Source organism: Streptomyces sp. TAA486 (assembly GCF_000426165.1).
In genome coordinates, this window is the sequence record NZ_AUEV01000015.1 from 228,300 (window position 1) to 255,166 (window position 26,867).

The window sequence follows — 26,867 nt, forward strand, 5'->3', positions numbered from 1 at the left end:
GGGTGTTCAGCAGGAACATCCATAATATCGAACGTCTATTTTATTTTCTGGAGGCGCCCGGAGCCGTCCGGTGCCAACGTGTGAGGAGTCCTTCCGACACTTCTTCCGCCGTCAGGGCGAATACGAGATGGTCGCGCCAGGCACCGTCGATATGCAGATAGCGCGGCCTCAACCCCTCCTCGCGGAAGCCGAGTTTCTCCACCACTCGCCGGCTCGCCACGTTCTCCGGACGGATGCAGATCTCGATGCGGTGCAGTCCGACCGAACGGAAACAGTGGTCCGTGGCGAGCGCGACGGCCGTCGGCATCACACCGCGGCCGGCGACCGCGCGGTCGACCCAGTAGCCGATGTGGCCCGAGCACATCGACCCCCAGGTGATCCCCGCAACCGTCAACTGGCCCGCGAGGCGCCCCTGATGCTCCACGACGAACGGCAGCATCCGGCCCGCCTGCCCCTCGGCGCGCAGATGACGGACCATCTGCCGGAACGAGGGACGGCTCGGCGGCGTGAGCCCGGGCGGTGCGGGCGGGATGGTCGCTTCCCAGGGCCGCAGCCATTCGCGGTTGCGCTGGTTCACTTCGCGCCAGTCACGCTGGTCGCGCAGCCTTATGGGACGGAGGGTGGTCTTACCGTCCGTCAGCACGATCGGCCAGGAAGCGTTCAGTTGAGGTCCCCTCTGGGATGGTCACCACCGTGGATCTGGTCGACGGCATGCGTCAACAACCGTTCCAACACCACGAGTCCGTCACGTACTCCGCCCGACGAACCCGGAAGGTTGACGATCAGCGTGCTGTTCGCGACGCCTGCGATCCCCCGCGACAGAGCGGCCGTGGGGACCTTCTCCGCACCCCGTGCGCGGATCGCCTCAGCGATGCCCGGGACCTCGTAGTCCAGGACGCGGCGCGTCATTTCGGGGGTGCAGTCGGTGGGTGAGACTCCGGTGCCGCCAGTGGTGACGACGACGTCGTAGCGGGCCGCAACGGCGGCGCCGAGCACTTCCGCGACCGGTTCGCCGTCCTGTACGACGCTCGGCCCGTCCACTTCGAAGCCCATGGCCGCCAGGGCCTCGACGATCAACGGGCCGCCCGTGTCCTCGTAGACACCTTCGGCAGCGCGGTTCGACGCCGTGACGGCGAGGGCGCGGTAGGGATTCAGGGCAGGGCTCATACGGCTACTCCTCCTCGCTGGACACGCTGCGCCGGCCATTGTCTCCCTGACGGGCGCGGGACGAACTCGCCCCGGCACGCGCCCAGTTCCCGGAGCGGCCGCCGCTCTTCTCCTCGACGCGAATGTCGGATATGACTGCCGACTTGTCCACGGCCTTCACCATGTCGACCACGGTGAGGGCCGCGACCGTCACCGCCGTCAGCGCCTCCATCTCGACGCCCGTGCGGTCCGTCGTCTTCACCTGCGCGGTGATCTCGACGGCCTCGTCGGTGACCGACAGCTCCACCGACACTCCGGAGACGGAGAGCGGATGGCACAGCGGGATGAGGTCCGGCGTCCGCTTGGCTCCCATGATGCCCGCGATGCGGGCCGTGGCCAGGGCGTCTCCCTTCGGGAGCCCCTGGCCGTCCTCGCCGCGCAGCAGCTCGACCACGCGGGGAGAGACCAGCACACGCCCGGCCGCGCGGGCCGTGCGGGCGGTGACGTCCTTCGCGGAGACGTCGACCATGCGGGCGGCCCCGCCCTCGTCGATGTGGGTGAGGTGCTGCTGCTCTGCGCTGCTCATCGTGCTCCCGAAACCGTCCCTGTGTCCGGATACGGTACCGGGCATGCGGCGAGGAGGCCCCGCCTCGTCGCTACTGGTCGAGCGGGATGACGGTCACTTCCTCCCCCGGGGTGACACGTGCCGTCTTCTCCGGGACGTCGATCAAGGAATTCGCCTGTGCCAGGGCCGCGACAAGATGCGAGCCGGCGCCCCCGACGGGCCGAACCGTGCCCACCGCCTCCCCCGCCTCCGGCGGAAGGTAACCACCGCGCAGGAACTGGCGCTTGCCCTCGGGCGACGTCAGCGTCTCCTCGGACTCCAGCCGGGCCCTGGCCGTCTCGCGCCGCACCGAGGCGCGGCCCATCAGCGCCCGCACGGCGGGCCGCACGAACAGCTCGAAGGAGACGTACGAACTCACCGGATTGCCCGGGAGGGCGAGGACAGGCGTGCGGTCCGGGCCGATCAGGCCGAAGCCCTGCGGCTTGCCGGGCTGCATCGCCAGCCGGCGGAACTCCACGTTGCCGCTGCCCCCGTCGATCCTCGAGAGGACCTCCTTGACCACGTCGTACGCGCCGACGCTGACGCCGCCACTGGTGACGACCAGGTCCGCGCGGATCAGCTGGTCCTCGATCGTGGCGCGCAGGGTGTCCGCGTCGTCCACGACGGCGCCCACCCGGTAGGCGATAGCACCGGCGTCGCGGGCGGCCGCGGTCAGCACGAAGCTGTTGGAATCGTAGATCTGACCCGAGCCCAACTGCTCGCCGGGCTGCACGAGTTCACTGCCCGTGGAGACGACGACCACGCGCGGGCGCGGACGCACCCTCACGGTGCCGCGGCCGATCGCCGCGAGCAGGCCCACCTGGGGCGGGCCGAGGATCGTGCCCGCGCTGAGGGCCATCGCACCCGCACGCACGTCGCTGCCGCGGGGGCGCACATGCTGCCCCTCCTCGACGGGACGGTGGACGCGGACCTCGCCGGCCGCTCCACGGGGGTCGTGGCTGCGGGCGCTCATCGTCTCGACCGGGCCGCCGCCGAGGCCGCCGTCCGTCCACTCCACGGGGACGACCGCCTCGGCTCCCGGCGGCAGCGCCGCACCCGTCATGATGCGGGCCGCCTGGCCTCGCTCGACCACGGGCAGATCGCCCTCGCCGGCCGCCACATCCCCTATGACGGTGAGCACCGCGGGGAACTCCTCCGTGGCGCCCTGGACATCGGCGGTGCGCACCGCGTATCCGTCCATCGAGCTGTTGTCGAAGGGGGGCAGGGAGACGGGCACCGTGACGTCCTCGACGAGCACGCACCCCTGAGCGTCGAGCAGTTGCAGCTCGATGGGCTCAAGGGGGCGGACACTGCTGAGGATGTCGTCCAGGTGCTCCTCGACCGACCAGGTCTCGCTCAAGCCTCACATCTCCTCGGTGACGAAGCCGCGCAGCCAGTCCCGGAAGTCCGGGCCCAGGTCCTCACGTTCGCATGCCAGTCTGACAATGGCCCGCAGATAGTCGCCACGGTCACCGGTGTCGTAGCGGCGGCCGCGGAAGACGACGCCGTGCACCGGGCCGCCGAGCGAGGGTTCGGCGGCGAGGGTCTGCAGTGCGTCGGTGAGCTGGATCTCGCCGCCGCGTCCGGGGTCGGTCTTGCGCAGCACGTCGAAGACCGCCGGGTCGAGCACGTAGCGTCCGAGGATCGCGAGGTTCGACGGGGCCTCCTCCACCCGGGGCTTCTCGACGAGGTCGGAGACCTGGACGACGTCCGGCTCCCCGGTGGGGGCCGCGGCCGCGCAGCCGTAGAGGTGGATGCTCTCCCGGGGGACCTCCATGAGCGCGATGACGCTGCCGCCGTGCTCCTCGCGCACCTCGATCATGCGGGTCAGCAACGGGTCGCGCGGGTCGATGAGGTCGTCACCCAGGAGCACGGCGAAGGGCTGGTCGCCGACGTGCGGGGCGGCGCACAGAACGGCGTGGCCGAGACCGCGAGGGTCGCCCTGGCGCACGTAGTGCATGGTGGCGAGGTCGCTGGACTCCTCGACCCTGCTGAGTTTCGTCTCGTCGCCCTTGTCGCGCAGGACCTGCTCGAGCTCGTAGTTGCGGTCGAAGTGGTCCTCGAGGGGGCGCTTGTTGCGGCCCGTGACCATCAGAACGTCCGGCAGCCCGGCCGTGACCGCTTCCTCGACCACATACTGGATCGCCGGCTTGTCGACGACCGGAAGCATCTCCTTGGGCGTTGCCTTGGTGGCGGGCAGGAAGCGGGTGCCCAGACCCGCTGCCGGGATGACAGCCTTACTGATCTGTGCTCGGGAAGTAGTCATGTCCCGCACGATAACCGGTGGCTTTGTGCAGATGACAACGCTTCGCACGGATATGTAGCGCTATGAGCAACAGCGCGCGAGGCGGAAGGGATCCGAAGCGGCAGTGGGCGAAAACGACGCTAGTAAGCACGCGTTGCGGGAGAGCATCCTCGCGGTGAGGGCCAAGTTGACCGCAAGGGACGCGGAAGCGACGGCGACCGTCCTCGCCGAACGGGCGCTGGAGCTGCCGGAACTGGCCGAGGCGCGCACTGTCGCGGCGTATGTCTCGATAGGACGGGAACCGGGCACGGGGCCGCTTCTGGAGGCGCTGCGCACGCAGGGCGTGCGTGTACTGCTGCCGGTGCTGCTGCCGGACAACGATCTGGACTGGGGCGTGTACGAGGGCCCCGACAGGCTCGCGAAGGCCCGGAGAGGGCTGCTGGAACCCGATGGCCCACGCCTGGGACCCGAGGCGGTCACGGAGGCGGACGCGGTGCTGCTGCCCGGCCTGGCCGTCGACGGTGAGGGCATCCGGCTGGGCCGCGGCGGTGGTTCGTACGACCGGGTGCTGGCGCGGATCGGGGCGTCCGGTGCGCGCCCGGCACTCGCAGTGCTCCTGTACGACGCCGAACTGGTCGGCGCCGTACCGGCGGAGCCGCACGACCTGCCCGTGGCGGCGGCGGTGACGCCCTCGGCGATCCACCGTTTCACGGCGCCGCCACCGCACCACGCCTGAGCGCCCGGCCCCACCCCGCGGCGCCGGCACCGGTGATGGACCGGTGCGGGCCGTGACTACGGCGTCAGCGCCATCTTCTCGTCCGTGCCCTTCTCCACCGCCCGCTGGCTGAACGCCCAGGGCAGCAGGGCCCCTTCGGACCACTTGTCCATCTGGTCCACGTAGTGCGGGTTGTAGGCGTGCCCCGATGCGCCGGTGAGGTTGATCCAGCGGGACTTGTCGAAGTTGGCGAGGTTGACGACCATCCGCATCGACGGCGCCCAGATCACGTCGTAGCCGCCCGCGGCGTTCCAGCCGGTGGCGTTGACCGCGTCCTTGCCGCCGCCCAGGTCCCACGGTCCGCGGTTGAGCAGGAACTGCATGAAGCCCGGGCCGTCGGTCCCTATGGTCTGATTCTTCAGCATCAGGTGGTGCAGGCGGCCCCAGCTCCAGGAGTCGATGTCCTTGCCGAGCTTGGACGTCAGCTCCCAGCGGGCGTTCTTCATCGCGTGCGCGAGGAGGTCGTCGAGGTTCTTGTCGCCGGGGCGGCCGTTGTTGCCCGGCGTCTTCCACCAGTCGCTGTCCTCGTCCTTTATGAGGTTGCGCACGACCTCGTACCAGCGGTCGCCTCCGTCGGGCTGCGCCGAGGCCGTGTCCCGCATGCCGCACTCGCGCACCAGCCGGGTCTTGCCGTGGAGGTCCTCGACGGGGCCGGACTCGTCGGTGGGGCGCACGTTGAGGCAGTCGCCCTTGACCCGCAGCTCCTTGGGCAGCTTGTTGCCGAAGGCGAGGAGCAGCATGTTGCGCCAGACGGCGTTGAAGTACGCGGCGGGAGCGGAGTCGGCGTCCTGCGTGTAGTTCCAGCCCTCGAGGAGTTGCTGGGCCTCACGCACGTACCCGTCCTCTATGTTGATCTTCAGCAGGCGCGGTACCAGCAGCTTCGCGATCTCGCTGCTGTTGTCCATCTGCAAGGTCTGCATGTCGCCCATGGAGATCTTGCCACCGTCGGCGATCTTCGAGCTGATCAGGTCGTTGATGCGCTGACTGCGGGTGCCGTAGCCCCAGTCCTTGGTCAGCGTGTAGGGGTACTTCTTCTCGTCGACCACGGCCTGGTTGGCGGTGACTATGTATCCGCGGCCGGGGTTGTACTCCCAGGGCAGCGCCTTCTGCGGTACGTAGCCCTTCCACCGGTAGCGCGAGTCCCAGCCGGGCGCCGGGTAGCGTCCGTCCCCCTCGCCGCGCACCGGGATGCGCCCGGGCGCCTGGTAGCCGATGTTGCCCTTGGTGTCGGCGTAGATCAGGTTCTGCGAGGGAACCGCGAAGTCGCGTGCGGCGGCACGGAACTCCTTGAAGTCCGCGGCACGGTTGATCTTGAAGACGGAGTCCATGGTCTTGGTGGGGCTCAGCGCCGTCCACCGCAGCGAGACCCCGTAACCGTCGCCGCGGTCCGGTGCGACGTTGTCGACGGGGGACTCCTCACCGACCTTGCGCAGTTCGCTCTCCCGGTCGGAGAGGACCGGGCCGTTGTTGGTCTCGCGGACCGTTATCTCCCGGTTCGCACCGCCGGCGACCTTGATGGTCTCCTTGCGCGTCTTGTACGAACGGCGCCTGCCGTCGTACAGGTAACCGCCGTCCTTGAACTTCTCCAGGTACAGGTCGGTCACGTCCGCGCCCAGGTTCGTCATGCCCCAGGAGATGTCCTGGTTGTGCCCGATGACGACGCCCGGCAGCCCGGCGAAGGTGAACCCGGAGACGTCGTAGGGGCAGGCCTTGGAGACGTTCCGGCAGTGCAGCCCCATCTGGTACCAGATGGACGGCAACTGCGGTGACAGGTGCGGGTCGTTGGCCAGGAGCGGCTTGCCGGTCGTCGTGTGCTTCCCCGACACCACCCAGGAGTTGGAGCCGATCCCGCTGTTGCTCGGTCCGAGCAGCGCGGGGATCTTGTCGAGGCGGGTGGCGACGGAGCTGAGCTGCGAGCCCGCGCTCCGTACGGCCTGCTGCGCGCCGGCAGCGTCGTTCGGGGAGGCGGCCGACCGGCCCTTGGGGTCGAACTCCTTGGTGGCCGGGTCCATCGCACCCTCGGTGACCGGCTTGTTCCGCTCCGTCGGGTAGTCCGGGTACAGCTCGGCGATCTGCTTGCTGGAAAGGCGGCCGGCCATGAGCGCGCGGTCGATCTCGGACGACATGTTGGCGCGCAGGTCCCAGGCCATCGCCTTGAGCCAGGCCACGGAGTCGACGGGGTCCCACTTCTCCGGGGAGTAGCTGTTCGAGAGGTCGAGGGCGGCGTACTCGAGGGAGGCGGCGGACCCCTTGTGGTCCTTGAGGTAGGCGTTGACGCCGGCGGTGTACGACTTGAGGTTGTCCTTGGTCTCCTTGGACAGCCCCGCGTACTCGCGCTCGGCGACCTTTCGCCACCCGAGGGTGCGCAGGAAGGCGTCCGTCTTGACCTGGCCCGGTCCGAACATCTCCGACAGCCGCCCGGACGTCATGTGCCGCCGTACGTCCATCTCCCAGAAGCGGTCCTGTGCCTGGACGTACCCCTGCGCGGTGAACAGGTCGCTCGAACTGTCCGCGTACACCTGCGGAATGCCCTCGCGGTCCCGCTGGACGGTCACCGGATCCTCCAGGCCCTTCAGCTTCAGTGAGCCGCTGGTCTGGGGGAAGGAGTCGCGGACCGTGCTGATCGTCCAGAACGTCCCGCCGCCGACACCGGCCACGAGCAGCAGCACGACGGCGATCACGAGCAGACGGGCGCGTCGCGAGGTCTTCTTGGCGGGCATCGCTGTCCTTCGAGGGCAGGGTGGACCTTGGGCGTGAGGACCGGAGCGGAGCTGACGGAGCCACGCCGGACCAACCATAGGCGGAGCCGGAGCAGCGCTACACAGGGAGTCACAGCCCGACCGTCCACGACATTCAAGCAATGGTAAATTGTTAGCTACGCGAACGAACTGACGAACCTGGAAGGGACTTCGCGGTTCGAGCGAGAGAGAGGATCCGCCCCTGAGTGTCGACCGCCTCAACCAACTGCTTCTCCTCAGCACCCTCGTCCTGCTGTTCGCGGTCGCCGCGGTAAGACTCTCATCGCGCAGCGGGCTGCCCAGCCTGCTGGTCTATCTCGGAATCGGCATCGCCCTCGGGCAGGACGGCCTCGGCGTGCAGTTCGACAACGCCGAACTGACCCGCACACTCGGCTACGCGGCCCTGGTGGTGATTCTGACCGAGGGCGGCCTCAGCACGAAGTGGCGTGAAATCCGCCCCTCGGTACCGGCCGCCGCCGTCCTCTCGACGGTCGGTGTGGCCGTGAGCGTGCTCGTCACGGCGTCCGCAGCCCACTACCTCATCGGTCTCACCTGGCAGACGGCACTGCTCGTGGGCGCCGTCGTCTCCTCGACCGACGCGGCCGCCGTCTTCTCCGTGCTGCGCAAGGTGCCTCTCCCCAAGCGGCTGGCGGGTGTGCTGGAGGCGGAATCCGGCTTCAACGACGCTCCGGTCGTCATCCTCGTCGTCGCCTTCTCCCAGCTGCACTTCTCGCCGAGCCACTGGTACGTGCTCATCGGCGAACTCCTGCTGGAACTGACCATCGGACTGATCATCGGGCTCTTGGTGGGGAAGCTGGGCGGAATGGGGCTCGGCAGGGTGGCACTGCCCGCCTCGGGCCTCTATCCGATCGCCGTGATGGCGCTGTGCGTGCTGTCGTACGCGAGCGGCGCGATGCTGCACGGCTCCGGGTTCCTCGCGGTCTACGTGACGGCGCTGATCCTGGGCAACGCCAAGCTGCCCCACCGGCCCGCCGTGCGGGGCTTCGCCGACGGGCTGGCATGGATCGCGCAGATCGGACTCTTCGTGCTGCTGGGCCTGTTGGTCACCCCGCACGACCTGCTCGACGACTTCTGGCCGGCGATCGGCGTCGGGCTCGTCCTGACCTTCGTGGCCCGTCCGTTGTCGGTGGTGTGCAGCCTGCTCCCCTTCGACCAGCGCTGGCGCGACCAGGCGCTGCTCTCGTGGGCGGGGCTGCGCGGAGCGGTGCCGATCGTGCTCGCGACGATCCCACGCGTCGCCGACGTCGGGGGCAGCGAACGCATCTTCAACATCGTCTTCATGCTCGTGATCATCTTCACGGCGGTGCAGGGGCCGACGCTGCCCTGGCTGGCGCGCAAACTGAACCTGAGCGACGGCGACGAACCGATGGACATCGACATCGAGTCCGCGCCCCTGGAACGGCTGCGGGGCCACCTGTTGTCGGTGGCCATCCCCGCGCACTCGAAGATGCACGGCGTCGAGGTCGGCGAGCTGCGCCTCCCGCCGGGTGCGGCGGTCACGCTCGTCGTACGCGACGGCAAGAGCTTCGTACCGCTGCCGACGACGATGCTGCGCCACGGCGACGAACTGCTCGTCGTGGCGACCGACCCGGTACGGGACGCGGCGGAGAAGCGGCTGCTGGACGTCGGCCGGGGCGGCAAGCTCGCGGGCTGGCTTCACGGGTCACCGCGGGGCTGAGTCACGAGATCCGCTCGGGGCGCGGATCCGGACCACTTCGGGGGCGTGGTTCGGGGGCGTGGTTCGGGGGCGGGTTCAGGGCCTCACGGGGCCGGTTCACGGGGATCACGGGTGCCGACGTGGCCGTTATCCTCCAGAGGGCAAGAGAATTCACCGTTCCCGCCTGACGCAGGGCTGGCGCGGCCGGCCGGCACCGCGCAAGAGGACAGCCTTCGGCGCAGCAGCGCGCTACCAGGTGGCAGAGAGGCTCGGCCGTGGCAACCCCGGCCACAGCGACCGGCGACCGCCGGAGCGGCTACGGCGCACTGCTGCGCACACCCGGCGCATGGCGCTTCCTGATACCCGGCTTCCTGGCACGGCAGCCGATCGCGATGCTCGGCGTCGGCACGGTGCTGCTCGTTGAGCACACCACCGGTTCGTACGGGGCGGCGGGCATCGTCATCGCGCTCTCAGGGGTCTCCATGGCCCTGCTCGCACCGCAGGGCGGCAAGCTCACCGACCGGTTCGGGCAGGGTGCCGTGCTGGTTCCGCTCGTGCTGCTGCACGCGTTGTCGGTCTCGGCGCTGATCGTGCTGGCGCTGCACGAGGCGCCGCTGTGGACGTTGTTCGCGGCCGCAGTGCCGGCCGGTGCGACCATCCCGCAGATCAGCCCGATGGTGCGGGCACGCTGGTCGGCCTGCCTGGGAGGCCGGGACGATGCGGAAGGCCGGAACGGCAAGGGCGGCAGCGGCGACGCGGACGGCGTGAGCGGCAAGGGCGACCGGGCCGCTCCGTCGCTCGTCACGACAGCGGCGGCCTTCGAGTCGGTGACGGACGAATTCAGCTTCGTCGTCGGCCCCGTACTCGCGACGGCGCTGTGCACAGGGGTGCACCCGGCGGCCGGCCTCGCCGCGGAGGTCGCCCTGATGCTGGGCAGCGGACTGCTCTTCGCCGCGCAGCGAGGCACTCAGCCGGAGGTGCACGCGGGGACCCGCCGCCGCAACGCCGGTGCCGGCAGCGCCACCGGCGAGGGCTCGGGCGGCGGCTCCACGGGCGGCGAAGGCGGCGCCCACTCGGCGCTCGGCGTCAGAGGCGTGCGGGTTCTCATCGCCGCCCTGCTGGGCATAGGCACCGTCTTCGGCGGCATGCAGGTCTCGGTCGCGGCGTTCACACAGTCCGCGGGCGCCCCGGAGCTCAACGGCGTGCTGTACGGGGTCTTCGCCGCCGGCAACATGTCGGCGGCTCTCGCCGTCGGAACGGTGCACTGGAGACGGAGCGCCGATGTGCGGCTGCTGATCGCCTATCCGGTGCTCGTCCTCGCGGCGCTCGCGATGGCCGTGACGGCCCAACTGACGCCACTGCTCCCGCTGCTGGGCGGTCTCGGACTCGTGCTGGGGCTGTGGGTCGCGCCGTCCATGATCACGGGCTTCACGCTGGTCGAGCTGCTGGTCCCGGCGGCGTTCCGCACGGAGGCGTTCACCTGGCTGACGGGCGCGGTGGCACTGGGGCAGGCGTCCGGCTCGATGGCCGCCGGTCAGCTGACGGACGCGGCGGGCGCCGGAGCGGGCTTCCTCGCGCCGCTCGCGGGTACGGGGCTGGCGCTGGCCGCACTGGTCGTCTTCCGCCGTCGGCTCGCGGTACGCCCGGGAGATCGCTCGTCCGGAGGTGGGCTGGGTCACCGTCCACCTGTCCCGGTGGACTGAGGCGCGGGAATACTGCAATATGGAGCGTCGTTAGCACTCACCGAGTAAGAGTGCCAGGAGGAGAACGTGCCGACGTACCAGTACCAGTGCACCGAGTGCGGCGAGGGCCTCGAGGTGGTGCAGAAGTTCACCGATGACTCGCTGACCGAGTGCCCCGGCTGTGAGGGCCGCCTGAAGAAGGTGTTCTCGGCCGTCGGCATCGTCTTCAAGGGTTCCGGCTTCTACCGGAACGACAGCCGCAGTTCGACGAACTCCGGCAAGTCGTCCTCCGGCTCCTCCGAATCGTCGTCCAAGAGCAACGGCGACTCCTCGTCGACCTCGTCCTCGGACTCCGGCTCCGGATCCGGCTCCGGATCGGGTTCGGGTTCGGGCTCCTCGGACTCGGCGAAGGCAAGCTCCTCGTCCTCCTCGTCGAACTCGTCCGGCAGCAACGGCTCCAATAGCACGAGCAAGGCCGGCAGTTCGGCCGCCTGAAGGCGCGACTGAGACCTCTCGAGGAACGGGCGGGGCCCCTGCTGGGCGCCCGCCCCTGAACTGCTGTGGCGGGCTTCACGGCCCGCCAGCGCGCGTCCGCATGCTCCCCTTAGGGTGGCCGCATGAGTGAACAGGCAGAGATCGGCGTCATCGGCGGTTCCGGCTTCTACTCCTTCCTCGACGACGTGACCGAGGTCACGGTCGACACTCCGTACGGCACGCCGAGCGACTCGCTGTTCATCGGTGAGCTGGCCGGCCGTCGCGTCGCCTTCCTGCCGCGGCACGGCCGCAAGCACCATCTGCCTCCGCACCGCATCAACTACCGCGCGAACATGTGGGCGTTGGCCTCCGTCGGTGCGCGGCAGGTGCTGGGTCCGTGCGCGGTGGGCGGTCTTCGCCCCGAGTACGGGCCAGGGACGCTGCTCGTGCCCGACCAGCTCGTGGACCGCACCAAGTCGCGTACGCAGACGTACTTCGACGGTGAGCCGCTGCCCGACGGGTCCGTGCCGCACGTCGTGCATCTCGCCTTCGCCGACCCGTACTGCGAGGCAGGGCGGCAGGCGTCCCTGTCCGCCGCGCGGGAGCAGGGCTGGGAGGCGGTCGACGGCGGCACGCTGTGCGTGGTCGAGGGGCCCCGCTTCTCCACACGCGCCGAGTCGCAGTGGCACGCCGCGCAGGGCTGGTCCGTCGTCGGCATGACCGGCCACCCGGAGGCCGTGCTCGCCCGCGAACTGCGGCTCTGCTACTCCTCGCTGAACCTCGTCACGGACCTGGACGCGGGTGCGGAGACGGGCGAGGGGGTCTCGCACGAGGAAGTGCTGCGCGTGTTCGGGGAGAACGTCGGACGGCTGCGGAAGGTGCTCTTCGACGCGGTCGGGAAGTTGCCCGAGAAGCGCGAGTGCCAGTGCGCGGAGTCGCTCGGCGGACTGGACCCGGGCATCGAACTCCCGGGCGCTCCGCGGGATTAGAGGGCTGCAGCCGGCGAGGGCGGCGGGTGGCGCGGGCTGCCCCGCGTGCGCCTGGGGGGCTGCTCGGCAACTCCCCTGCGTGACGGGGTTGTCCACAGCTGCCCGCTTATCCACAGATCTCGGCTGATTTCTCCGGAGGCGGCGCCAAGCCTGCAGTCTGGCAGCGGAAGACGGATTCTCCGACGCTCCGACTGCAGGCGGTGATCGTGATGCCCCGGGATTCTCAACAGCGGTTCCATGGTGGTGGCATGGGCGGCCGCGGTGAGGGCCGCGATGCGCGGTCCCACGGCCGCCGCGCCTCCGGCCACGTGCCAGGACCCCGTGCGGTGCCTGACCTGACACCGGTACGTCCGGCCTCTCGCGGCCGACACCGCCTTCGCCGGATCGTGCGCGGACGGCGACGTGTCACGGCCACCGGGCTCGCTGTCGCAGCGGCGGCGCTCGCGGCCTGGGTCCCCCGCGGCGAGCGTGCGGATCCGGCCCATGCCGAGGTCGGACGGGCCTCCCCTCCGGGCCCGACCGCCACCGCATCACGGCCACATCGGCATCCCACGGGCGGGCGGGAGCCGGGCGCCGCCGTCTCCGCTCCGGTGCGGATCGCGGACGCCGCGTCCGTGCGGCTCCTCCACCCGGGAGACAGGGTCGATGTGATCGCCGGACCGGACGGGACGGGGCGGGCGAGGGTCGTGGCCAGGAGCGCGCGGGTGGATCGAGTGCCCAGGTCCGTGGAGACTGGGCCGGTCGGCGCAGCGGACGACGGAGCACTTGTCGTGCTCAGAGTGCCGCGCGGGACGGCCACCGCGCTCGCGGGCGCGGGGGCCGCCGGCAGGCTGGCGGTGACGCTGTGCTGAGTCGGCGATCCGCTCGCCTCGTGCGCCGCTGTCCGTACCGCACAGGAGTCGACACGAGACGGGTCGAAGAGCGTGACAGCTGTCGAGAGCGAGAAGAAGGGCCTGCTGACGGGATTCAGGGAATTCCTGATGCGCGGCAACGTGGTCGAGCTGGCCGTTGCCGTCGTCGTCGGCACGGCTTTCAGCAAGATCGTGGATTCTGTCGTCAAGGGCCTGATCAACCCGCTTGTGGGCGCGATAGGGACGAAGGACCTGGACAACTACAGGTCCTGCCTGAAGGCCCCCTGCGAGATCAACAGGACGACGGGCGAAGTGGTGCAGGGCGTCCCGATCAACTGGGGTCCGGTGCTCAGCGCCTCGCTGACCTTCCTGATCACGGCGGCCGTCGTCTACTTCCTCATGATCCTTCCGATGACCAGGTACAAGGAGCGCCTGGCCGCGAAGAGCAACACTCCGGAGGCGCCTCCGGAGGTGAACGAGGTGGACCTGCTGACGGAGATCCGCGATCTGCTCGCCGCGCAGCGCACTGGTTCGGACGCGCCGGTCGGCCGGCAGCGCGAAGGTCAGGACGGGACGGTGGGCACGGAGAAGCAGTAGCCGGGCCTCACAGGTGGTGCGGCGGCTTCTCCTCCAGGAAGCGGGCCAGATCCGCGGCACTCCCGGACTGCCCGCCACGGGATCCACTGCCTGTGCTGCCGTCGCCCGCCTGGCCGTCGCCCCAGCCGCTGTCCGTGTCGTCCGCGGAGCGCAGGCTGAGCGGATCGTCGAACGAGAGCCGGGCAGCCGGGTCGGCGGGCTGGTGCGAACCGGTGGTCATGCATGAAGCCTACGGCGTCCCGCCACGCCTGGTATCCATGCCGCATGACTACTCAGGACGCTCTGACGGACGTGCCGGGTGTGCGGGTCGGCCATGCGCAGCGGACGGCGGCGGACAGGCCCGGCTGGCTGACCGGCACGACCGTCGTGCTCGCTCCGGAGGGCGGCGCCGTGGCGGGGGTCGACTCCCGCGGCGGGGCCCCGGGCACGCGGGAGACGGACGCGCTGGACCCACGGAACGTCGTGGAACGCATTCACGCGGTGGTGCTCACGGGTGGCAGCGCCTTCGGACTCGACTCGGCCTCGGGGGTGGTGAGCTGGCTGGAGGAGGAAGGCCGGGGCGTGCCCGTGGGCCCCGACCCGGCGCAGGTCGTGCCCGTCGTACCGGCGGCCGTCCTCTTCGACCTCGGCCGTGGCGGCCACTGGCGGGCCCGCCCCGACTCGGCACTGGGACGCAAGGCCGTGGAGGCCGCGGCAGCGACGGAGCCGGGGGCGCCGGTTGCGCAGGGCAACGTCGGGGCGGGCACGGGCGCGGTTGTCGGCGGTCTCAAGGGCGGCACCGGCACGGCGAGCACCGTGCTCCCCTCGGGGGTGACCGTCGGCGCGGTCACCGCCGTCAACGCGGCCGGTTCGGCGGTGGACCCTGCCACGGGCGTCCTCTACGGAGAGATGTGGGACCGGCCGCCCCATGTGCCGAACGACAGCACGCACTCGGAGGCGCAGCGACAGCTCACCGAGGCCCGGGAGGAGACGGGCAGGCGTTCGGCGGGTGTGCTGCGGCCTCCGCTCAACACGACGCTGGCGGTGGTCGCCACGGATGCCACGATCACGCGCGCCCAGGCCCAGAAGATGGCCGGCACCGCCCACGACGGACTGGCGCGCGCGCTGCGGCCGGTGCACCTCATGCACGACGGCGACACCGTGTTCACCCTGGCGACCTGCGAACGCTCCCTGGGGGACGGGGAGTTGAACGATCTCCTTGCCGCCGCGGCGGACGTGCTGATGAGAGCTGTGGTCAAGGCCGTGCTCGCGGCGGAAGGGGTGGACGGGCCGGGCGGCGTGTTCCCCTCCTACCGGGACCTGTACGGCTCCGGCCGCCGGGGCTGACGGCGGGACTCTCCCCACGCCGGCAGCTGAGGAGGCAGCCACCGGGCAGCCGGTCTCCGGGCGGCGCGGCAGGACTGCCGCACGGCCGGATCGCCGCACCGCCCAGCCACGTCGCACCGGGCAGAGAAGAGTCCCGGCGCTCGGGGGAAGGCACCGGGACTCGTTCCGGGGGGCTCGTGGTCGCCGCCGCTCGATATGCGGTTCTCGTTCTCCCGTCCGTCGCCGCGACACGCCGCGGGCCGACCCCACCGGCCGGGACCACGGCTCGCCCGTCAGGCGGCCGCGTCGAAGCCGGTGTCCGAGGCGAGCTTCTTCAGCTCCAGCAGGGCATGCTTCTCGATCTGCCGGATGCGCTCACGCGTCAGCCCGTGCTGCTTGCCGACCTCCGTGAGCGTGCGCTCCCGGCCGTCGACCATGCCGTAGCGCGCCTTGATGATGGAGGCGGTACGGGAGTCGAGGCGGCCGATGAGCCCGTCCAGTTCCTCACGGCGCAGCAGCGTCAGGACCGACTGCTCGGGCGAGGCCGCGGAGGTGTCCTCCAGCAGGTCGCCGAACTGCGTCTCGCCCTCCTCGTCGACGGACATGTTCAGGCTGACCGGGTCACGTGCCCAGTCCAGGACGTCGACGACGCGTTCCGGCGTGGAGCTCAGCTCGGCCGCGACTTCCTCGGGCTCCGGCTCACGACCGTTCTCGCGGTTGAACTCCCGCTGGACGCGCCGGATGCGGCCCAGCTCCTCCACGAGGTGGACGGGAAGCCGGATCGTGCGGGACTGGTCGGCGATGGAGCGCGTGATGGCCTGCCGGATCCACCACGTCGCGTACGTGGAGAACTTGAAGCCCTTGCGGTAGTCGAACTTCTCGACCGCGCGGACGAGGCCGGCGTTGCCCTCCTGGATCAGGTCCAGCAGGGGCAGTCCGCTGCGCGGATACCGCCGGGCCACGGCCACGACGAGACGGAGGTTGGAACGGATGAATACGTCCTTGGCGCGCTCGCCCTCGGCGACGATCGCTTCCAGTTCCTCGCGGGTCGCTGTCGCGCTCGCGGACTCGGTGCCCAGCGGCTCCTCGTCCTTGTCCAGTATTCGCCGGGCGTAGACCCCGGCCTCGATGGCGAGCGACAGCTCGACTTCCTTTGCCGCGTCGAGGAGCGGTGTGCGCGCGATCTCGTCGAGATACATGCCGACCAGGTCGCGGTCCGCGACTTCGCTGCCTGCGGCGCGAACACTGCTTGCCGTGTCAGTGGCACCGGTCGCGGTGGCCTGACGACGGGCGACGGCACGGGTTGCCATGCGTGCTCCCTTGCGAGTGGACTCGTTCAATCTGGTCGGTGGCTTGGGTCGGACACCCCCCGGGTGCCCCCATCCGTAGGAAACAACGAGCGGAAACCGGACTTAATTCCCAACCGGCGCGTCATTTTCCTGATCATGCAGTACCCTGTCCGGCCGCGTTCGGGGAACCGGGGCCGATGGGCCCTGAAGGCACTGGTCGGAGCGCGTGCCGGGGGAAGATCCGAGGAGCCGCTCGGTATCCGCGGCATCCGCGCGGCGAGCCGTCCGCCGTCTTCGGCACCGTTCGTCACGCCTGCTGAGCAGGACCCTCGACGAATGCCCTCCACCAGAGAGACGACTCGGAGGGGCTGTTAGTTGCGCGGAACGCCCGCTCTTCCGGAAAAGTCGGCCCCCGGCCGGTGGCGACCGCAAGAAAACCGCCACCGCACGACCCGAACCGGAACCAGTAGAACCGCATCCGGCCAATCTTTCCGGGGTCGCCCTCGGCCTGGGGCCCTCCGGGCTCCTTTGCCCGGAGGCTCCGGGCTCCTTCGGGTTCAGTCGCACCGACCGACGCGATCACGCTTGCCGCGGGCCGACCGGGGCCGAGCCTGGTGACCTGGCTCCCGGTCCGCATCGGAGGCCCACGCACGAGGTCAGGGTTCAGGCGAGCCCGTCCGCCCGGTCGGAGCCCTCGACCCGCCCCCGCCGAGCAGGCGCGCCGCGCCCCGTGACCGCCTCGTGTGCGGTTCGCGGACCCACGCGGGCGCCGTATCCCCCCGCGTGACAGTGAATGGCCACCGAAAGACAGGGTAGTTGCCGCTTCAACGACCCCCGGACGGGAGGACGTGTGCGTGCGCGTGCCCGTGGTACCGCAACGCACAGAAATCGCACGTCACTTGGACAGGAGTTCCATGAGCACCCCGACTACGGCCGACGCCGGCTCCGCCCAGCTCAAGGTCGCCGTCATCTACTACTCCTCCACCGGCACCATCGCCTCCCTCGCCAAGGAGATCGGCGAGACCGCGGAGAAGGCGGGCGCAGAGGTACGACTGCGCCGCGCACCCGAACTGGCGCCCCAGTCCGCGATCGACTCCAACCCCGCCTGGGCGGAGAACCAGCGGGCGACCGCCGACATCACCGAGGCCTCCCCCGAGGACGTGGACTGGGCGGATGCCGTGCTCTTCGGTACGCCGACCCGCTTCGGGAACGTCTCGTCCCAGCTGAAGCAGGTGCTCGACCAGCTCGGCGGCCTGTGGGCCGAGGGCAAGCTGGCCGACAAGGTCTACAGCGGATTCACCTCTTCCGCCTCGCAGCACGGCGGCCAGGAATCGACGCTGCTCGCCCTGTACACGACCATCCACCACTTCGGAGGGCTGATCGCCGCGCCGGGGTACACCGACCCGTCCAAGTTCGCCGACGGCAACCCCTACGGCACGTCGCACACCGACGCCCAGGGCGCCAACCCGGTGGACGAGACCGCACGTACGGCAGCGCGGGTTCAGGCCGAGCGCGTGGTCCGCATCGCCCGCGGGGTCAAGGCCGGGCTGGCGGCCTGACGGCTCGGCACCCGCGCCCCGGCTCCCGCACACCGGCCCGTGCGCACCCGGCCCGCGCATCTGCGGGCCGGGTGCGGGTGCCGGTTCCCACACGGCTGCACCACCTCGACCCGTCCGCCTTCGCAACCTCCGCCGGCCGCGCCCCGACCGGGCTGAAGGCGCCCCGCCGCCAGTGGACTGGACCGATGAACATCCGCGCGGCGTCTGGTCCTCCAATCGCCCCGCTGCAACGATGTGCGCTCCCGTATGCCCGGCTTCATGGGACCCGTGTGAGGAGCACCCATATGCAGCAGACGCCGCCGTCACAGCCCACCACCCGCAGACAGATCCTCGCCGGAGTCGGAGCGGCCGGCATCGCGGCGGCCCTCGCCCTTCCGGGGAGCACGGCACAGGCGGCCGCCGAGGACAAGGAGCGCAACCGGCGCGCGGCGCGCGCCCTGCTCGGACGCATGTCGCTGAAGGAGAAGATCGGGCAGCTCTTCGTCGTCGAGGTCTACGGGAAGTCGGCGGACACCGAGCACGCCAAGAACAAGGAGCTGTACGGGGTTTCGACGCCGGCGGAGGTCGTCGCCAAGTACCGTCCCGGCGGCGTCATCTACTTCGACGCGCGTCGCGGCCCGGACAACCTGAAGGAGCCGAGCCAGGTCGCCGGCCTCTCCAACGGTCTTCAGCGCGCGTCGCTGCGCACCGGCGCCCGCATCCCGCTGCTGGTCTCCATCGACCAGGAGGGCGGCAGCGTCGTCTTCCGCATGCTGGAGCCGGCCACCCAGCTGCCGGGCAACATGGCGCTGGCGGCGGGCCGTACGCAGGGCGACGTCCGCCGCTCGTCCGAGATCATCGGAACCGAGCTCGCCGCGATGGGCATCAACCAGAACTACGCGCCCGTCGCCGACGTCAACATCAACCCGGACAACCCGATCATCGGCGTCCGCTCCTTCGGCTCCGATCCCTCGCTGTGCTCGCAGCTGGTCGCCGAGTCCGTACGCGGCTACCACCGCGGCGAAGTGGCCAGCGCCGCAAAGCACTTCCCCGGCCACGGTGACACCGACGTCGACAGCCACACCGGTCTGCCCGTCATCAAGCACACGCGCGCAGAGCTGGACGAGATCGATCTGCCGCCGTTCCGCGCCGCCATCGCACGCGGTGTCGACACGATCATGACGGCCCACATCGTCGTCCCCTCCCTGGACTCCAGCGGCGTCCCGGCGACCATGTCGAAGCCCATCGTGACGGGGCTGCTCCGCGAGGAACTCGGCTTCAGCGGCCTCATCGTGACCGACGCCCTCGACATGGGCGGGGCCACCGAGGACTTCCCGCCGGACGTCGCTCCCGTACGGGCGCTCAAGGCCGGCTGTGACCAGCTCGTCCTCGCGCCGAAGGCCGACACCGCCCACGCCGCCGTCCTCAAGGCCGTCGAGAGCGGGGAGGTCACCGAGGGCAGGCTCGACGCGTCCGTCCTCCGCATCCTCGAGCACAAGCTGCGCAACGGCCTCTTCCCGCACCCGTACGTCGACGAGAAGCGCGCCGCCCGAGTCGTCGGCAACCGCCGCCACGCCGCGGACTGCGCCCGCATCACCGACCGCACGGTCACGCTGGTGCGCAACGAGGGCGGCGCCCTGCCCCTCTCGGACGCCAAGCGCACGGTCCTCGTCACCGGCTGGGACGCGAGCCAGGTCGGCACCGTCGCCGACACGGTCGGCAAGCGGTCGGGCCAGGGGGCCACCCCGCTGGCGACCGGCGCGACCCCCGCCGCCGCGAAGATCGAGGAGGCCGTCACCGCGGCCGGGCAGCACGACGTGACCGTCGTCCTGACCAACGCCGCCGCGTCCCCCAAGGACAAGGGCGCCGCACAGGCGGACCTGGTCAAGGCGCTGATGAAGACAGGCAAGCCGGTCGTCGCGGTCGCGGTGCGCAACGCCTACGACATCCGCCGCTTCCCCGACGTGCCCGCGTACCTGGCCACGTTCTCGTACGGGAGGCCGTCACTGACGTCCCTCGTACGGGCCCTGTACGGCGACATCGACCCGGCGGGCAAGCTCCCGGTCAGCATCCCGGCCCTCGGCGACGGCGGCGGGACCCTCTACGAGTACGGGCACGGCCTCGGCTACTGATCACGGCCGCTGACGCGCGGGGGGCCCGGTGCGGGACCGTCCGGTGTCACGGCCGCGGACTCCTCGGTGCAGCGCCCCGTCCTTCCCTCGGACGGGGCGCTGTCCCCTGTGCGGTGCTCCTGACAAGGGGGACGTTCGGCCCCCTCGACGGGACCTCACGGGCCCTCGGCGCGGTTCGACCACGGCAGGAGTGTTGAGCGCGTAGACGGACGCCGCGGACCCGGCTCGTGAGGTTCGTCGACGACGGCCCCGGGGCGGTGGCCGCCGCAGTCGAACAGCAGGGAGTGTTCATGTCCTCCACCTCAGTCGCACGGAGCGAGGTGGTCGAGAATCTCGTCCGCGATGCCTCCATGGCACCGTCCATGCACAATGCGCAGCCGTGGCGGTTCCAGTACAGCCGCAGCGGCGACTCGATCACCCTGCGGGCGGACCCGGAGCGGGCCATGCCGCACGCCGACCCGCAGTTGCGAGCGTTGCATCTCGGCTGCGGCGCGGCGCTTTTCAATCTACGGGTGGCAGCTCAGCACGCGGGGTTCCGCCCCGTCGTGACGCCGCTGCCCGACCCGGACGACTGGCAGACCCTCGCGCACGTGTCGCTGAGGGAGTCGGCGGGGACCATCGACCCCGGTCTGGCACTGCTCTACGCGGCGATCGCCGAGCGGCGCACGAGCCGCCACCCGTTCGACGAGCGGCCGATACCCGACGAGCTCGCGGACCGTCTGGTCGCGCAGGCGCGCGCGGAAGGCGGTCGGCTGGCGTTCCTCTCGGGCTGGCACCTGTCGCTCGTACTCGATGTCATCGAGGAGGCGGAGCTGAGCTCGGCGCACTCCGGCGACCCGGACGAGCAGCGCTGGGTACGTACCGGCGTGCAGCTCTCCGACGCGGTCACGGACGGAATCCCGCAGACCAGCTTCGGCCCCCGCCGGGGCGACGGCAGGGCGCCCGTGCGCGACTTCGCACGGGGCAGGAGCGAGACGGGCGACTCCGACCCCGGCACGGCGCCGTTCGAGCACATGCCGCTCCTGGGGCTGCTCTGCACCGAGCACGACCACCCCCACGACTGGCTGGCCGCCGGGCAGGCCATGGAGCGGACGCTGCTGATGGCCACGCGGGAGGGACTGGCCACCTCCTTCGCCACCCAGGCCCTGGAGCGCTCGGAGCTGCGCTGGCTGCTGCGTGACCCGGTGTGGGGAGCGGGCCCGGTGCAGATGGTGATCCGGCTGGGATACGGGCCGCTGGGGCGGCCAACACCGCGCCGTCCGGTGAGTGAGGTGCTCGAGGTCGTGCAGTGAGGGTCGAGCGGGCGCCCTGAGGCCCGGCGTACGGCTCGGTTCCGGCGCTCGCTCGGTTCCGGCGCTCAGTGCGCAGCCCCCCAGAAGGCAGCCCTCAGTCGTGGCGGCTCCACCTGGGCCCCACCGTGGCCCACTCGCGTTCCCAGGCCTTGTAGCGCGCGGCGTCCATACGCCTGCGCACCACCCAGCAGCCGCTTCCCACCAGGAAGCACGTGGCGACGGCGACGGCACCGCCGGCGGCACCGCCCTGCACGGTCACCTCGGCGGGACCCGGAGGCGGCTGGTGCGGCATCCCCTCACGGTCCAGCCACAGCGGAATGTGCGTGCCCTCCCGGGTTCCGGTCTTCACGGGCGCCCGGCCCGAGCGGGTGTGGCCGCCAGGCGTCCTCCACTCGACCTTCGTGAGCACCGTGGGGTCGTCGGAGACGGTCGAGATGCCGTCCGTCGAGGGAGCGTCCTCGCGCAGCACGGCGGACGTGCGGTGAAGGCCCGGCTGATCGCTGAGGTTGCCGACGACCGCGTCCGAGGTGAGCGCCCCGGTGAGCGGCGCGCTCACCGCCATGATCACTCCGGCTGTGATGCCCGCCCATGCCTCGGCACGGTCGGATCGGCGCCTGAGCGGATTCTTCCGCCAGCGCCACAGCCATCTCCTCGCCCTCATGTGGCGACTCCCCTCGCGGCGGCAAAGCCACGGGAGCGAGGTGATCTGCCGCGCGTTCCCTAAGGGGGCCGGACGGTCCACCGATGCTGGTACGAGTGGCCCTCTCCTCGGCCCGCTCGGGTCCGTTCGGCCCTATTCGGCCGGTCCCCGGCAGGGCGACGATGCGGAGAGCGGCATCCGCCAGGGGAAGGGGTGCGACATGAGCGAACTGCGGACGTACTCCGAGCAGAACCCGATCAAGGTCCTGCTTCTCGACGACCACGAAGTGGTGCGGCGCGGCGTGCACGACCTGCTGGAGTCCGAGGCCGACATCAAGGTCATCGGCGAGGCCGCCACTGCCGAGCAGGCCCTCGCCCGCGGCCCGGCGCTCCGCCCGCACGTGGCCGTGCTCGATGTGCGGCTGCCCGACGGCGACGGCGTGACCGTCTGCCGCGAGCTGCGCTCACGCATGCCCGAGCTGGCCTGCCTCATGCTGACCTCCTTCGACGACGACGACGCGCTGCTGGACGCGATCATGGCGGGTGCCTCGGGTTACGTGCTCAAGCAGATCAACGGCTCGGACCTCGTCTCGGCCGTACGCACGGTCGCGGCCGGCCAGTCCATGCTGGACCCGGCCACGACGGCCCGGCTCATGGGCAGCCTGCGCGGTCCGGACGCCCGCGAGGAAGAGCACCCGGAGGACGCCTTCGCGGGCCTCTCCCCCCGAGAGCGGGACATCCTGGACCTGATCGGCGAGGGGATGACGAACCAGGAGATCGGCAAGCGTCTGTTCCTGTCGGAGAAGACGGTGAAGAACCACATCTCCCGGCTCCTGGCGAAGCTCGGGGTGGAGCGCCGCGTGCAGGCGGCCGTGATGGCGACGCAGGTGCAGGCCCAGGAGAAGGAGAGGCACCGCCGCCACTGAGCGACCGAGCCACAGCGGCGACCGAGCGCCATGCGCGCGGCCCCTGGTCTCGACCCCGCCGTGAACCGGCCGCTCAGATCCCGGCGCCCGCGCCGTTCAGCGGGACACGCCAGATCAGCCTCGTACCGCCGCCGGAAGGTGCGCCGAGGCGCAGCTCTCCGCCGAGCCGCTCCGCCCGTTCCGAGAGGTTCTGCAGCCCGCTGTGGTGACTGCCCTCCGGAATCCCGGAGCCGTCGTCGACGACGCTGAGCGTGAACGTCTCCGCCGTCGTCTCGGCCGCGACCTCCACGCTGGTGGCCCCGGCATGCCGTGCGACGTTCGACAGCGCCTCCCGCAGCACCGCCACCGCCTCGTCCGCGACCGAACCGGGCACGTCCGTGTCGAGCAGGCCGCCCATGCGGAGCACCGGCGTGAAGCCCAGGGCCGACGCGACATCCTGTACCGCCAGGGTCACGCGGCTGCGCAGCCCGTCACCACCCGGTTCGTTCTCGTGCGCGCGCAGGCCGAAGATGGTCGAGCGGATGATCTTGATGGTGGCGTCGAGGTCCTCGACGGCCCTGAGCAGCCGCTCACGTGCCTTCGGGTGGTCGACAAATCGGGTGGCGCTCTGCAGGGTCATACCCGTCGCGAACAGCCGTTGGATCGCCAGATCGTGCAGGTCACGGGCGATGCGGTCGCGCTCCTCGAGCAGCGTGATCTGCTCGGCGTCGCGGCGGCGCTCGGCCAGCTCCATCGCGACGGCGGCCTGCGCGGCGAAGGCGCTCAGCGGCGTGATCTGCGGTTCGGCGAAGGGCTGGCCCTGCTTGGCCCGGGCGAGCAGCAGCACCCCCCTGGGCACATCCTCGGCGACCATCGGCACCGCCACGGCAGGCCCGAGGCCCGCCCAGCGCGGCGGCCCGACCGTGATGCGCGGATCGTGTTCCACGTCGGCGCTCGTGATCCCCTCGCCCGCTTTGACGGCGGCTCCGGCGAAGGAGCCCTCGCGGGGCAGCAGCAACCCTCTGTGCTGTTCCGCGTCGGTCCCTGCCGCGACCGCCATGCGGAAGGACTCGCCGCCGTCCTCCGGCAGGGCCAGCACACCGAGGTCGGCGGAGAGGATCGTGCGGGCAAGTTCCACGATCAGCCCGAGGACGCGCCGCTCCCCTACTCCGGAGAGCAGTGCCCGTGTGACCTCGGCGTTCGCCTCCATCCAGCGCTGGCGGTAGCGCGCCTCCTCGTAGAGCCGCGCGTTCTCGATGGCGACGCCCGCCGACGCGGCCAGGGTCGACAGCACGGTTTCGTCCTCGCCGTCGAACTCCTTCCCCTCCCGCTTCTCGGCCAGGTAGAGGTCGCCGAACACCTCGTCGCGCACCCAGATGGGGACCCCGAGGAAGGAACGCATCGGGGGATGGTTCGGGGGAAAGCCCTCCGAGGACGGATGCCGGCTCAGGTCGGGCAGCCGCAGTGGCACCGGGTTCCGTATCAGTTCACCCAGCAGCCCGCGCCCTGCCGGGAGGACACCGATGGCCTGAGCCTGCTCCTCGGTCACTCCCACGGGTATGAACTGGGAGAGCCTTCCGTCCTCCCCGATCACTCCGAGTGCGCCGTACTCGGCGTCGACGAGCAGCATTGCGGCCTCGGTGATGCGCTTCAGCACCTGGGAGAGTTCGAGTTCGCGGCCAACGGAGAGAACGGCGTCGAGCAGGCTGTGGATGCGGTCCCGCGTGCCGCGCACGGCGTCGATGCGGACCTGGAGTTCCTCCAGCAGGTCGTCGAGCTGCATACGGGACAGATGGCCGGGACCGTCGCCGTCCGTGTGATGCACAGTGCCGCTCATCACCCCTCCGCACGGATAGGGGGATTTGTCCGTTTCTCTAGTCCAAACAGTAGCTCTGAAAGGGCCAAACGGCACTGGCGCGGCCGGTCAGCAGCGGCCGGGCGGCCCGGACGAACGGGACGACCGGCGGCACACCGGGGTTCCTCCGCCCCTCCCCCGCACACCGCGCCCGGTCCGACACTGAAGCGTGAGGGGGCTTGGGAGGTGGGGCAGATGCCGTACCGCACCGTCGGCGAGCTGATGGCCGCACCAGGGCTCGGTGTTCACAGAAGCACCGCCGCCGCCGAGGTGAGCGTGCTGCTGGACGAGCACGCCATCTCCGCCGTCCCGGTCGTCGACGACGGCGGTTCCCCGGTCGGCATCGTCTCGCGCGGAGATCTGCACACGCGCCTTCCCCGCCTGCGTTCCGCTGCGGAGTCCGGCCCCTACCCTCCGCACGGCCTCGGCAGGCGGCCCGGCGTCATCACCGCGGACGACGTGATGACGAGCCCCGCGGTCACGGCCCGGCCCGGCTGGACGGTCTCACAGGCCGCCCGCACCATGGACCGCCGCCGCGTCAAGCGGCTGCCCGTCGTCGACGAGGTCACGGACAGGCTCGTCGGCTTCCTCAGCAGAGGCGACCTCCTGCGGGTCTTCGTCCGTGCGGACCCTGCCGTCCGGCGGGAGATCGCGGGCGACGTACTCGACCGCACGCTCGGCATCGGGCCCACCCAGGTCACGGTCACCGTTTCCGAGGGCCGGGTCACGCTCCAGGGCATCGTCGGGAGCAGGTCCCTGCTGCCGGTCGTGGACCGGCTGACGCGGGGCGTGGACGGCGTCGTCGACGTCCGCAACCATCTGGCATGCCTCGACGACGCACCGCCGGGCGTGACGTCCGCCGCCGGTCCGCCGGGGTGAGCGCGCGCGCCAACAGCTCCGACAGCAAGGCGTCCGCCGTGAAACCCGCTCCGCCGGACAGGTCCTAGGGGCGTTCGCCCACGCCTGTGCGCAGCTCCCGCAGCCGGCCGCCGGGCAGCCGCCGCGTCAGGGTGGGCGTGGCCATTCCGGACACGTTCCGCAGCCCCTTGAGGAAGGCCGCCACCGCTTCGTCCGCCGTCCACCGCGGTGACCAGCCGAGCTCCTGCCTCGCCCGCCCGGCGTCCATCAGCGGGAGCCGCAGCACCGCGTCGAAGAGATGCGGGGACGCGGGCAGCAGATGGGAGTGCCAGCTCGCCGCGAGCGCCGTGCGCACCGGACGCAGCGGCATCCGCACGACACGGGACCCCAGCAGTCCTGCGAGCACCTCGGCGTCGACCACCGGGTCGGCAGCGAGATTGAAGGCACCACGTGCCGTGCCGGTGGCAGCGGCGCGGTAGGCCTCGGCCGCGTCGTCCGTGTGCAGTGTCTGCATGCGCAGACCGGGGAGGTCGGGCACGAGCGGCACGAGTCCCGGCCGCACGAGCCGCTGCGGCAGGAACGGACCCGCGAACAGCCGCCGCTGCTCGGTCGCCGCCTCCTCCTTGAAGAGGAAGCCGGGCCGCATGCGTACCACGCGCACGTCGGGGTGCTCGCGCTCGAAGCTGTCCAGCGCGCGCTCCAGATATGCCTTCTCCCGGCAGTAGGCGGCCTCCGGCCAACCGTGCGTCGGCCAGCTCTCGTCCACCTGACGGTCCTTGGGCCCCGGCGAGTACGCGCCGACGGACGATGCGTGAACCAGGGCCGGCACCCCGGCGTCCGCGACCGCGTCGAAGACGCGAAGGCTGCCGAGGACGTTCGTGCGCCAGGTCCTGGCCGGACGGTGCGTGGGCTGGAAGAGCCACGCGAGGTGGATGACGGCGTCCGCACCGCGGAAGAGGCGCACCAGCCCGTCCGTCCCCCCGTCCCGCTGGACATCCTCACGCGCGATGTCGGCGGAGACCCACGTCGTCTTCGGCGGCGACCATTCCGGGAGGCGACGCGCGATGCCGAGCACGGAGCCGACCTGCGGATCGTCCGCGAGGGCGCGCACCACACTCGTACCGACGTTGCCCGTCGCGCCCACGACGACGACGCGCAGCCCTGCGCCGCTCGTGCCACCGGTTCCTTCGGCGGGAATTTCAGCCTCAGAAGTCACTCCGGTCCCTCCCGGTCTCGTGCGTTCCTGCTTGTTCCGGCCCGTTCCGGTCCGGGCGC

At 70.9% G+C, this 26,867-nt stretch carries 24 protein-coding genes; 13 read left to right on the forward strand and 11 right to left on the reverse strand.

The genetic code is table 11. From position 1 onward, the window contains the following. Window positions 1–40: 40 nt before the first annotated feature. The 5 genes from I004_RS0121190 to galU all read right to left on the reverse strand — a co-directional run bounded on the left by I004_RS0121190 (window position 41) and on the right by galU (window position 4,016). The gene (locus I004_RS0121190) at window positions 41–646 is read right to left on the reverse strand and encodes a GNAT family N-acetyltransferase (RefSeq protein WP_028437149.1); all 606 of its coding nucleotides are present in this window, start codon (window positions 644–646) and stop codon (window positions 41–43) included. A 14-nt stretch (window positions 647–660) separates the two neighbouring features. Then, window positions 661–1,167 carry a MogA/MoaB family molybdenum cofactor biosynthesis protein gene (locus I004_RS0121195; RefSeq protein ID WP_028437150.1) on the reverse strand — a complete coding sequence of 169 codons (507 nt, stop codon included), beginning with the start codon at window positions 1,165–1,167 and terminating at the stop codon, window positions 661–663. Between the two features lie 4 nt (window positions 1,168–1,171). Then, window positions 1,172–1,732 (reverse strand): cyclic pyranopterin monophosphate synthase MoaC, encoded by a 561-nt coding sequence (gene moaC / locus I004_RS35220; protein ID WP_078511547.1) that lies wholly within the window; start codon window positions 1,730–1,732, stop codon window positions 1,172–1,174. 70 nt (window positions 1,733–1,802) lie between these two features. Continuing rightward, complete coding sequence (gene glp, locus I004_RS0121205) at window positions 1,803–3,110, reverse strand: molybdotransferase-like divisome protein Glp (RefSeq protein WP_028437151.1); 1,308 nt, start codon at window positions 3,108–3,110, stop codon at window positions 1,803–1,805. A gap of 3 nt (window positions 3,111–3,113) precedes the next feature. Then, on the reverse strand, window positions 3,114–4,016 hold the full coding sequence (galU, locus tag I004_RS0121210) for a UTP--glucose-1-phosphate uridylyltransferase GalU (RefSeq protein WP_028437152.1): 903 nt from the start codon (window positions 4,014–4,016) through the stop codon (window positions 3,114–3,116). A gap of 103 nt (window positions 4,017–4,119) precedes the next feature. Here galU and I004_RS0121215 point away from each other — a divergent pair, with 103 nt between their 5' ends. Further along, window positions 4,120–4,731 carry a 5-formyltetrahydrofolate cyclo-ligase gene (locus I004_RS0121215; RefSeq protein WP_028437153.1) on the forward strand — a complete coding sequence of 204 codons (612 nt, stop codon included), beginning with the start codon at window positions 4,120–4,122 and terminating at the stop codon, window positions 4,729–4,731. Between the two features lie 56 nt (window positions 4,732–4,787). Here I004_RS0121215 and I004_RS0121220 read toward each other — a convergent pair whose 3' ends face one another. Next, the gene (locus I004_RS0121220) at window positions 4,788–7,490 is read right to left on the reverse strand and encodes a penicillin acylase family protein (protein WP_028437154.1); all 2,703 of its coding nucleotides are present in this window, start codon (window positions 7,488–7,490) and stop codon (window positions 4,788–4,790) included. 220 nt (window positions 7,491–7,710) lie between these two features. Between I004_RS0121220 and I004_RS35225 the strand changes: the two genes are divergently transcribed. From I004_RS35225 to mscL, 6 genes are all read left to right on the forward strand, one after another. After that, window positions 7,711–9,207 carry a potassium/proton antiporter gene (locus I004_RS35225; RefSeq protein ID WP_051345275.1) on the forward strand — a complete coding sequence of 499 codons (1,497 nt, stop codon included), beginning with the start codon at window positions 7,711–7,713 and terminating at the stop codon, window positions 9,205–9,207. 254 nt (window positions 9,208–9,461) lie between these two features. Then, a complete protein-coding gene (locus I004_RS0121230; RefSeq protein ID WP_028437155.1) occupies window positions 9,462–10,889 on the forward strand; it encodes an ABC transporter in 1,428 nt (475 codons plus the stop codon). Window positions 10,890–10,955: 66 nt separating this feature from the next. Beyond that, on the forward strand, window positions 10,956–11,363 hold the full coding sequence (locus tag I004_RS0121235) for an FmdB family zinc ribbon protein (protein WP_028437156.1): 408 nt from the start codon (window positions 10,956–10,958) through the stop codon (window positions 11,361–11,363). A 122-nt stretch (window positions 11,364–11,485) separates the two neighbouring features. Continuing rightward, window positions 11,486–12,331: an S-methyl-5'-thioadenosine phosphorylase gene (locus I004_RS0121240; protein WP_028437157.1), complete on the forward strand. Its 846-nt coding sequence runs from the start codon at window positions 11,486–11,488 to the stop codon at window positions 12,329–12,331. A gap of 704 nt (window positions 12,332–13,035) precedes the next feature. After that, the gene (locus I004_RS40425; RefSeq protein ID WP_486580157.1) at window positions 13,036–13,182 is read left to right on the forward strand and encodes a hypothetical protein; all 147 of its coding nucleotides are present in this window, start codon (window positions 13,036–13,038) and stop codon (window positions 13,180–13,182) included. A 72-nt stretch (window positions 13,183–13,254) separates the two neighbouring features. Then, window positions 13,255–13,779: a large conductance mechanosensitive channel protein MscL gene (gene mscL, locus I004_RS35230; RefSeq protein ID WP_037977134.1), complete on the forward strand. Its 525-nt coding sequence runs from the start codon at window positions 13,255–13,257 to the stop codon at window positions 13,777–13,779. 7 nt (window positions 13,780–13,786) lie between these two features. On the opposite strand, the gene I004_RS0121255 is transcribed toward mscL, so the two are convergent. Next, window positions 13,787–13,999 carry a hypothetical protein gene (locus tag I004_RS0121255; RefSeq protein ID WP_028437159.1) on the reverse strand — a complete coding sequence of 71 codons (213 nt, stop codon included), beginning with the start codon at window positions 13,997–13,999 and terminating at the stop codon, window positions 13,787–13,789. A gap of 44 nt (window positions 14,000–14,043) precedes the next feature. Here I004_RS0121255 and I004_RS0121260 point away from each other — a divergent pair, with 44 nt between their 5' ends. Further along, on the forward strand, window positions 14,044–15,105 hold the full coding sequence (locus tag I004_RS0121260; RefSeq protein WP_028437160.1) for a P1 family peptidase: 1,062 nt from the start codon (window positions 14,044–14,046) through the stop codon (window positions 15,103–15,105). Between the two features lie 272 nt (window positions 15,106–15,377). Here I004_RS0121260 and I004_RS0121265 read toward each other — a convergent pair whose 3' ends face one another. Then, window positions 15,378–16,394 carry a sigma-70 family RNA polymerase sigma factor gene (locus I004_RS0121265; RefSeq protein WP_028437161.1) on the reverse strand — a complete coding sequence of 339 codons (1,017 nt, stop codon included), beginning with the start codon at window positions 16,392–16,394 and terminating at the stop codon, window positions 15,378–15,380. Between the two features lie 893 nt (window positions 16,395–17,287). Between I004_RS0121265 and wrbA the strand changes: the two genes are divergently transcribed. From wrbA to I004_RS0121280, 3 genes are all read left to right on the forward strand, one after another. Then, a complete protein-coding gene (gene wrbA / locus I004_RS0121270; protein WP_028437162.1) occupies window positions 17,288–17,932 on the forward strand; it encodes an NAD(P)H:quinone oxidoreductase in 645 nt (214 codons plus the stop codon). A gap of 284 nt (window positions 17,933–18,216) precedes the next feature. Beyond that, a complete protein-coding gene (locus I004_RS0121275; RefSeq protein WP_028437163.1) occupies window positions 18,217–20,043 on the forward strand; it encodes a glycoside hydrolase family 3 protein in 1,827 nt (608 codons plus the stop codon). 290 nt (window positions 20,044–20,333) lie between these two features. Next, window positions 20,334–21,335 (forward strand): Acg family FMN-binding oxidoreductase, encoded by a 1,002-nt coding sequence (locus tag I004_RS0121280; RefSeq protein ID WP_037977227.1) that lies wholly within the window; start codon window positions 20,334–20,336, stop codon window positions 21,333–21,335. Window positions 21,336–21,429: 94 nt separating this feature from the next. Here the strand turns inward: I004_RS0121280 and I004_RS0121285 are convergent, their stop codons facing one another. Beyond that, a complete protein-coding gene (locus tag I004_RS0121285; protein WP_028437165.1) occupies window positions 21,430–21,996 on the reverse strand; it encodes an Rv1733c family protein in 567 nt (188 codons plus the stop codon). Between the two features lie 199 nt (window positions 21,997–22,195). On the opposite strand from I004_RS0121285, the gene I004_RS0121290 reads away from it, so the two are divergent. After that, on the forward strand, window positions 22,196–22,900 hold the full coding sequence (locus I004_RS0121290; RefSeq protein ID WP_028437166.1) for a response regulator transcription factor: 705 nt from the start codon (window positions 22,196–22,198) through the stop codon (window positions 22,898–22,900). Window positions 22,901–22,973: 73 nt separating this feature from the next. Here I004_RS0121290 and I004_RS0121295 read toward each other — a convergent pair whose 3' ends face one another. Next, the gene (locus tag I004_RS0121295) at window positions 22,974–24,716 is read right to left on the reverse strand and encodes a sensor histidine kinase (RefSeq protein ID WP_051345276.1); all 1,743 of its coding nucleotides are present in this window, start codon (window positions 24,714–24,716) and stop codon (window positions 22,974–22,976) included. A gap of 213 nt (window positions 24,717–24,929) precedes the next feature. Here I004_RS0121295 and I004_RS0121300 point away from each other — a divergent pair, with 213 nt between their 5' ends. Then, window positions 24,930–25,613 carry a CBS domain-containing protein gene (locus I004_RS0121300; RefSeq protein WP_028437168.1) on the forward strand — a complete coding sequence of 228 codons (684 nt, stop codon included), beginning with the start codon at window positions 24,930–24,932 and terminating at the stop codon, window positions 25,611–25,613. A gap of 64 nt (window positions 25,614–25,677) precedes the next feature. On the opposite strand, the gene I004_RS0121305 is transcribed toward I004_RS0121300, so the two are convergent. Continuing rightward, entirely contained in the window at window positions 25,678–26,808 is a 1,131-nt protein-coding gene (locus tag I004_RS0121305; protein WP_486580158.1) for an NAD-dependent epimerase/dehydratase family protein, read from the reverse strand. Window positions 26,809–26,867: the final 59 nt, after the last annotated feature.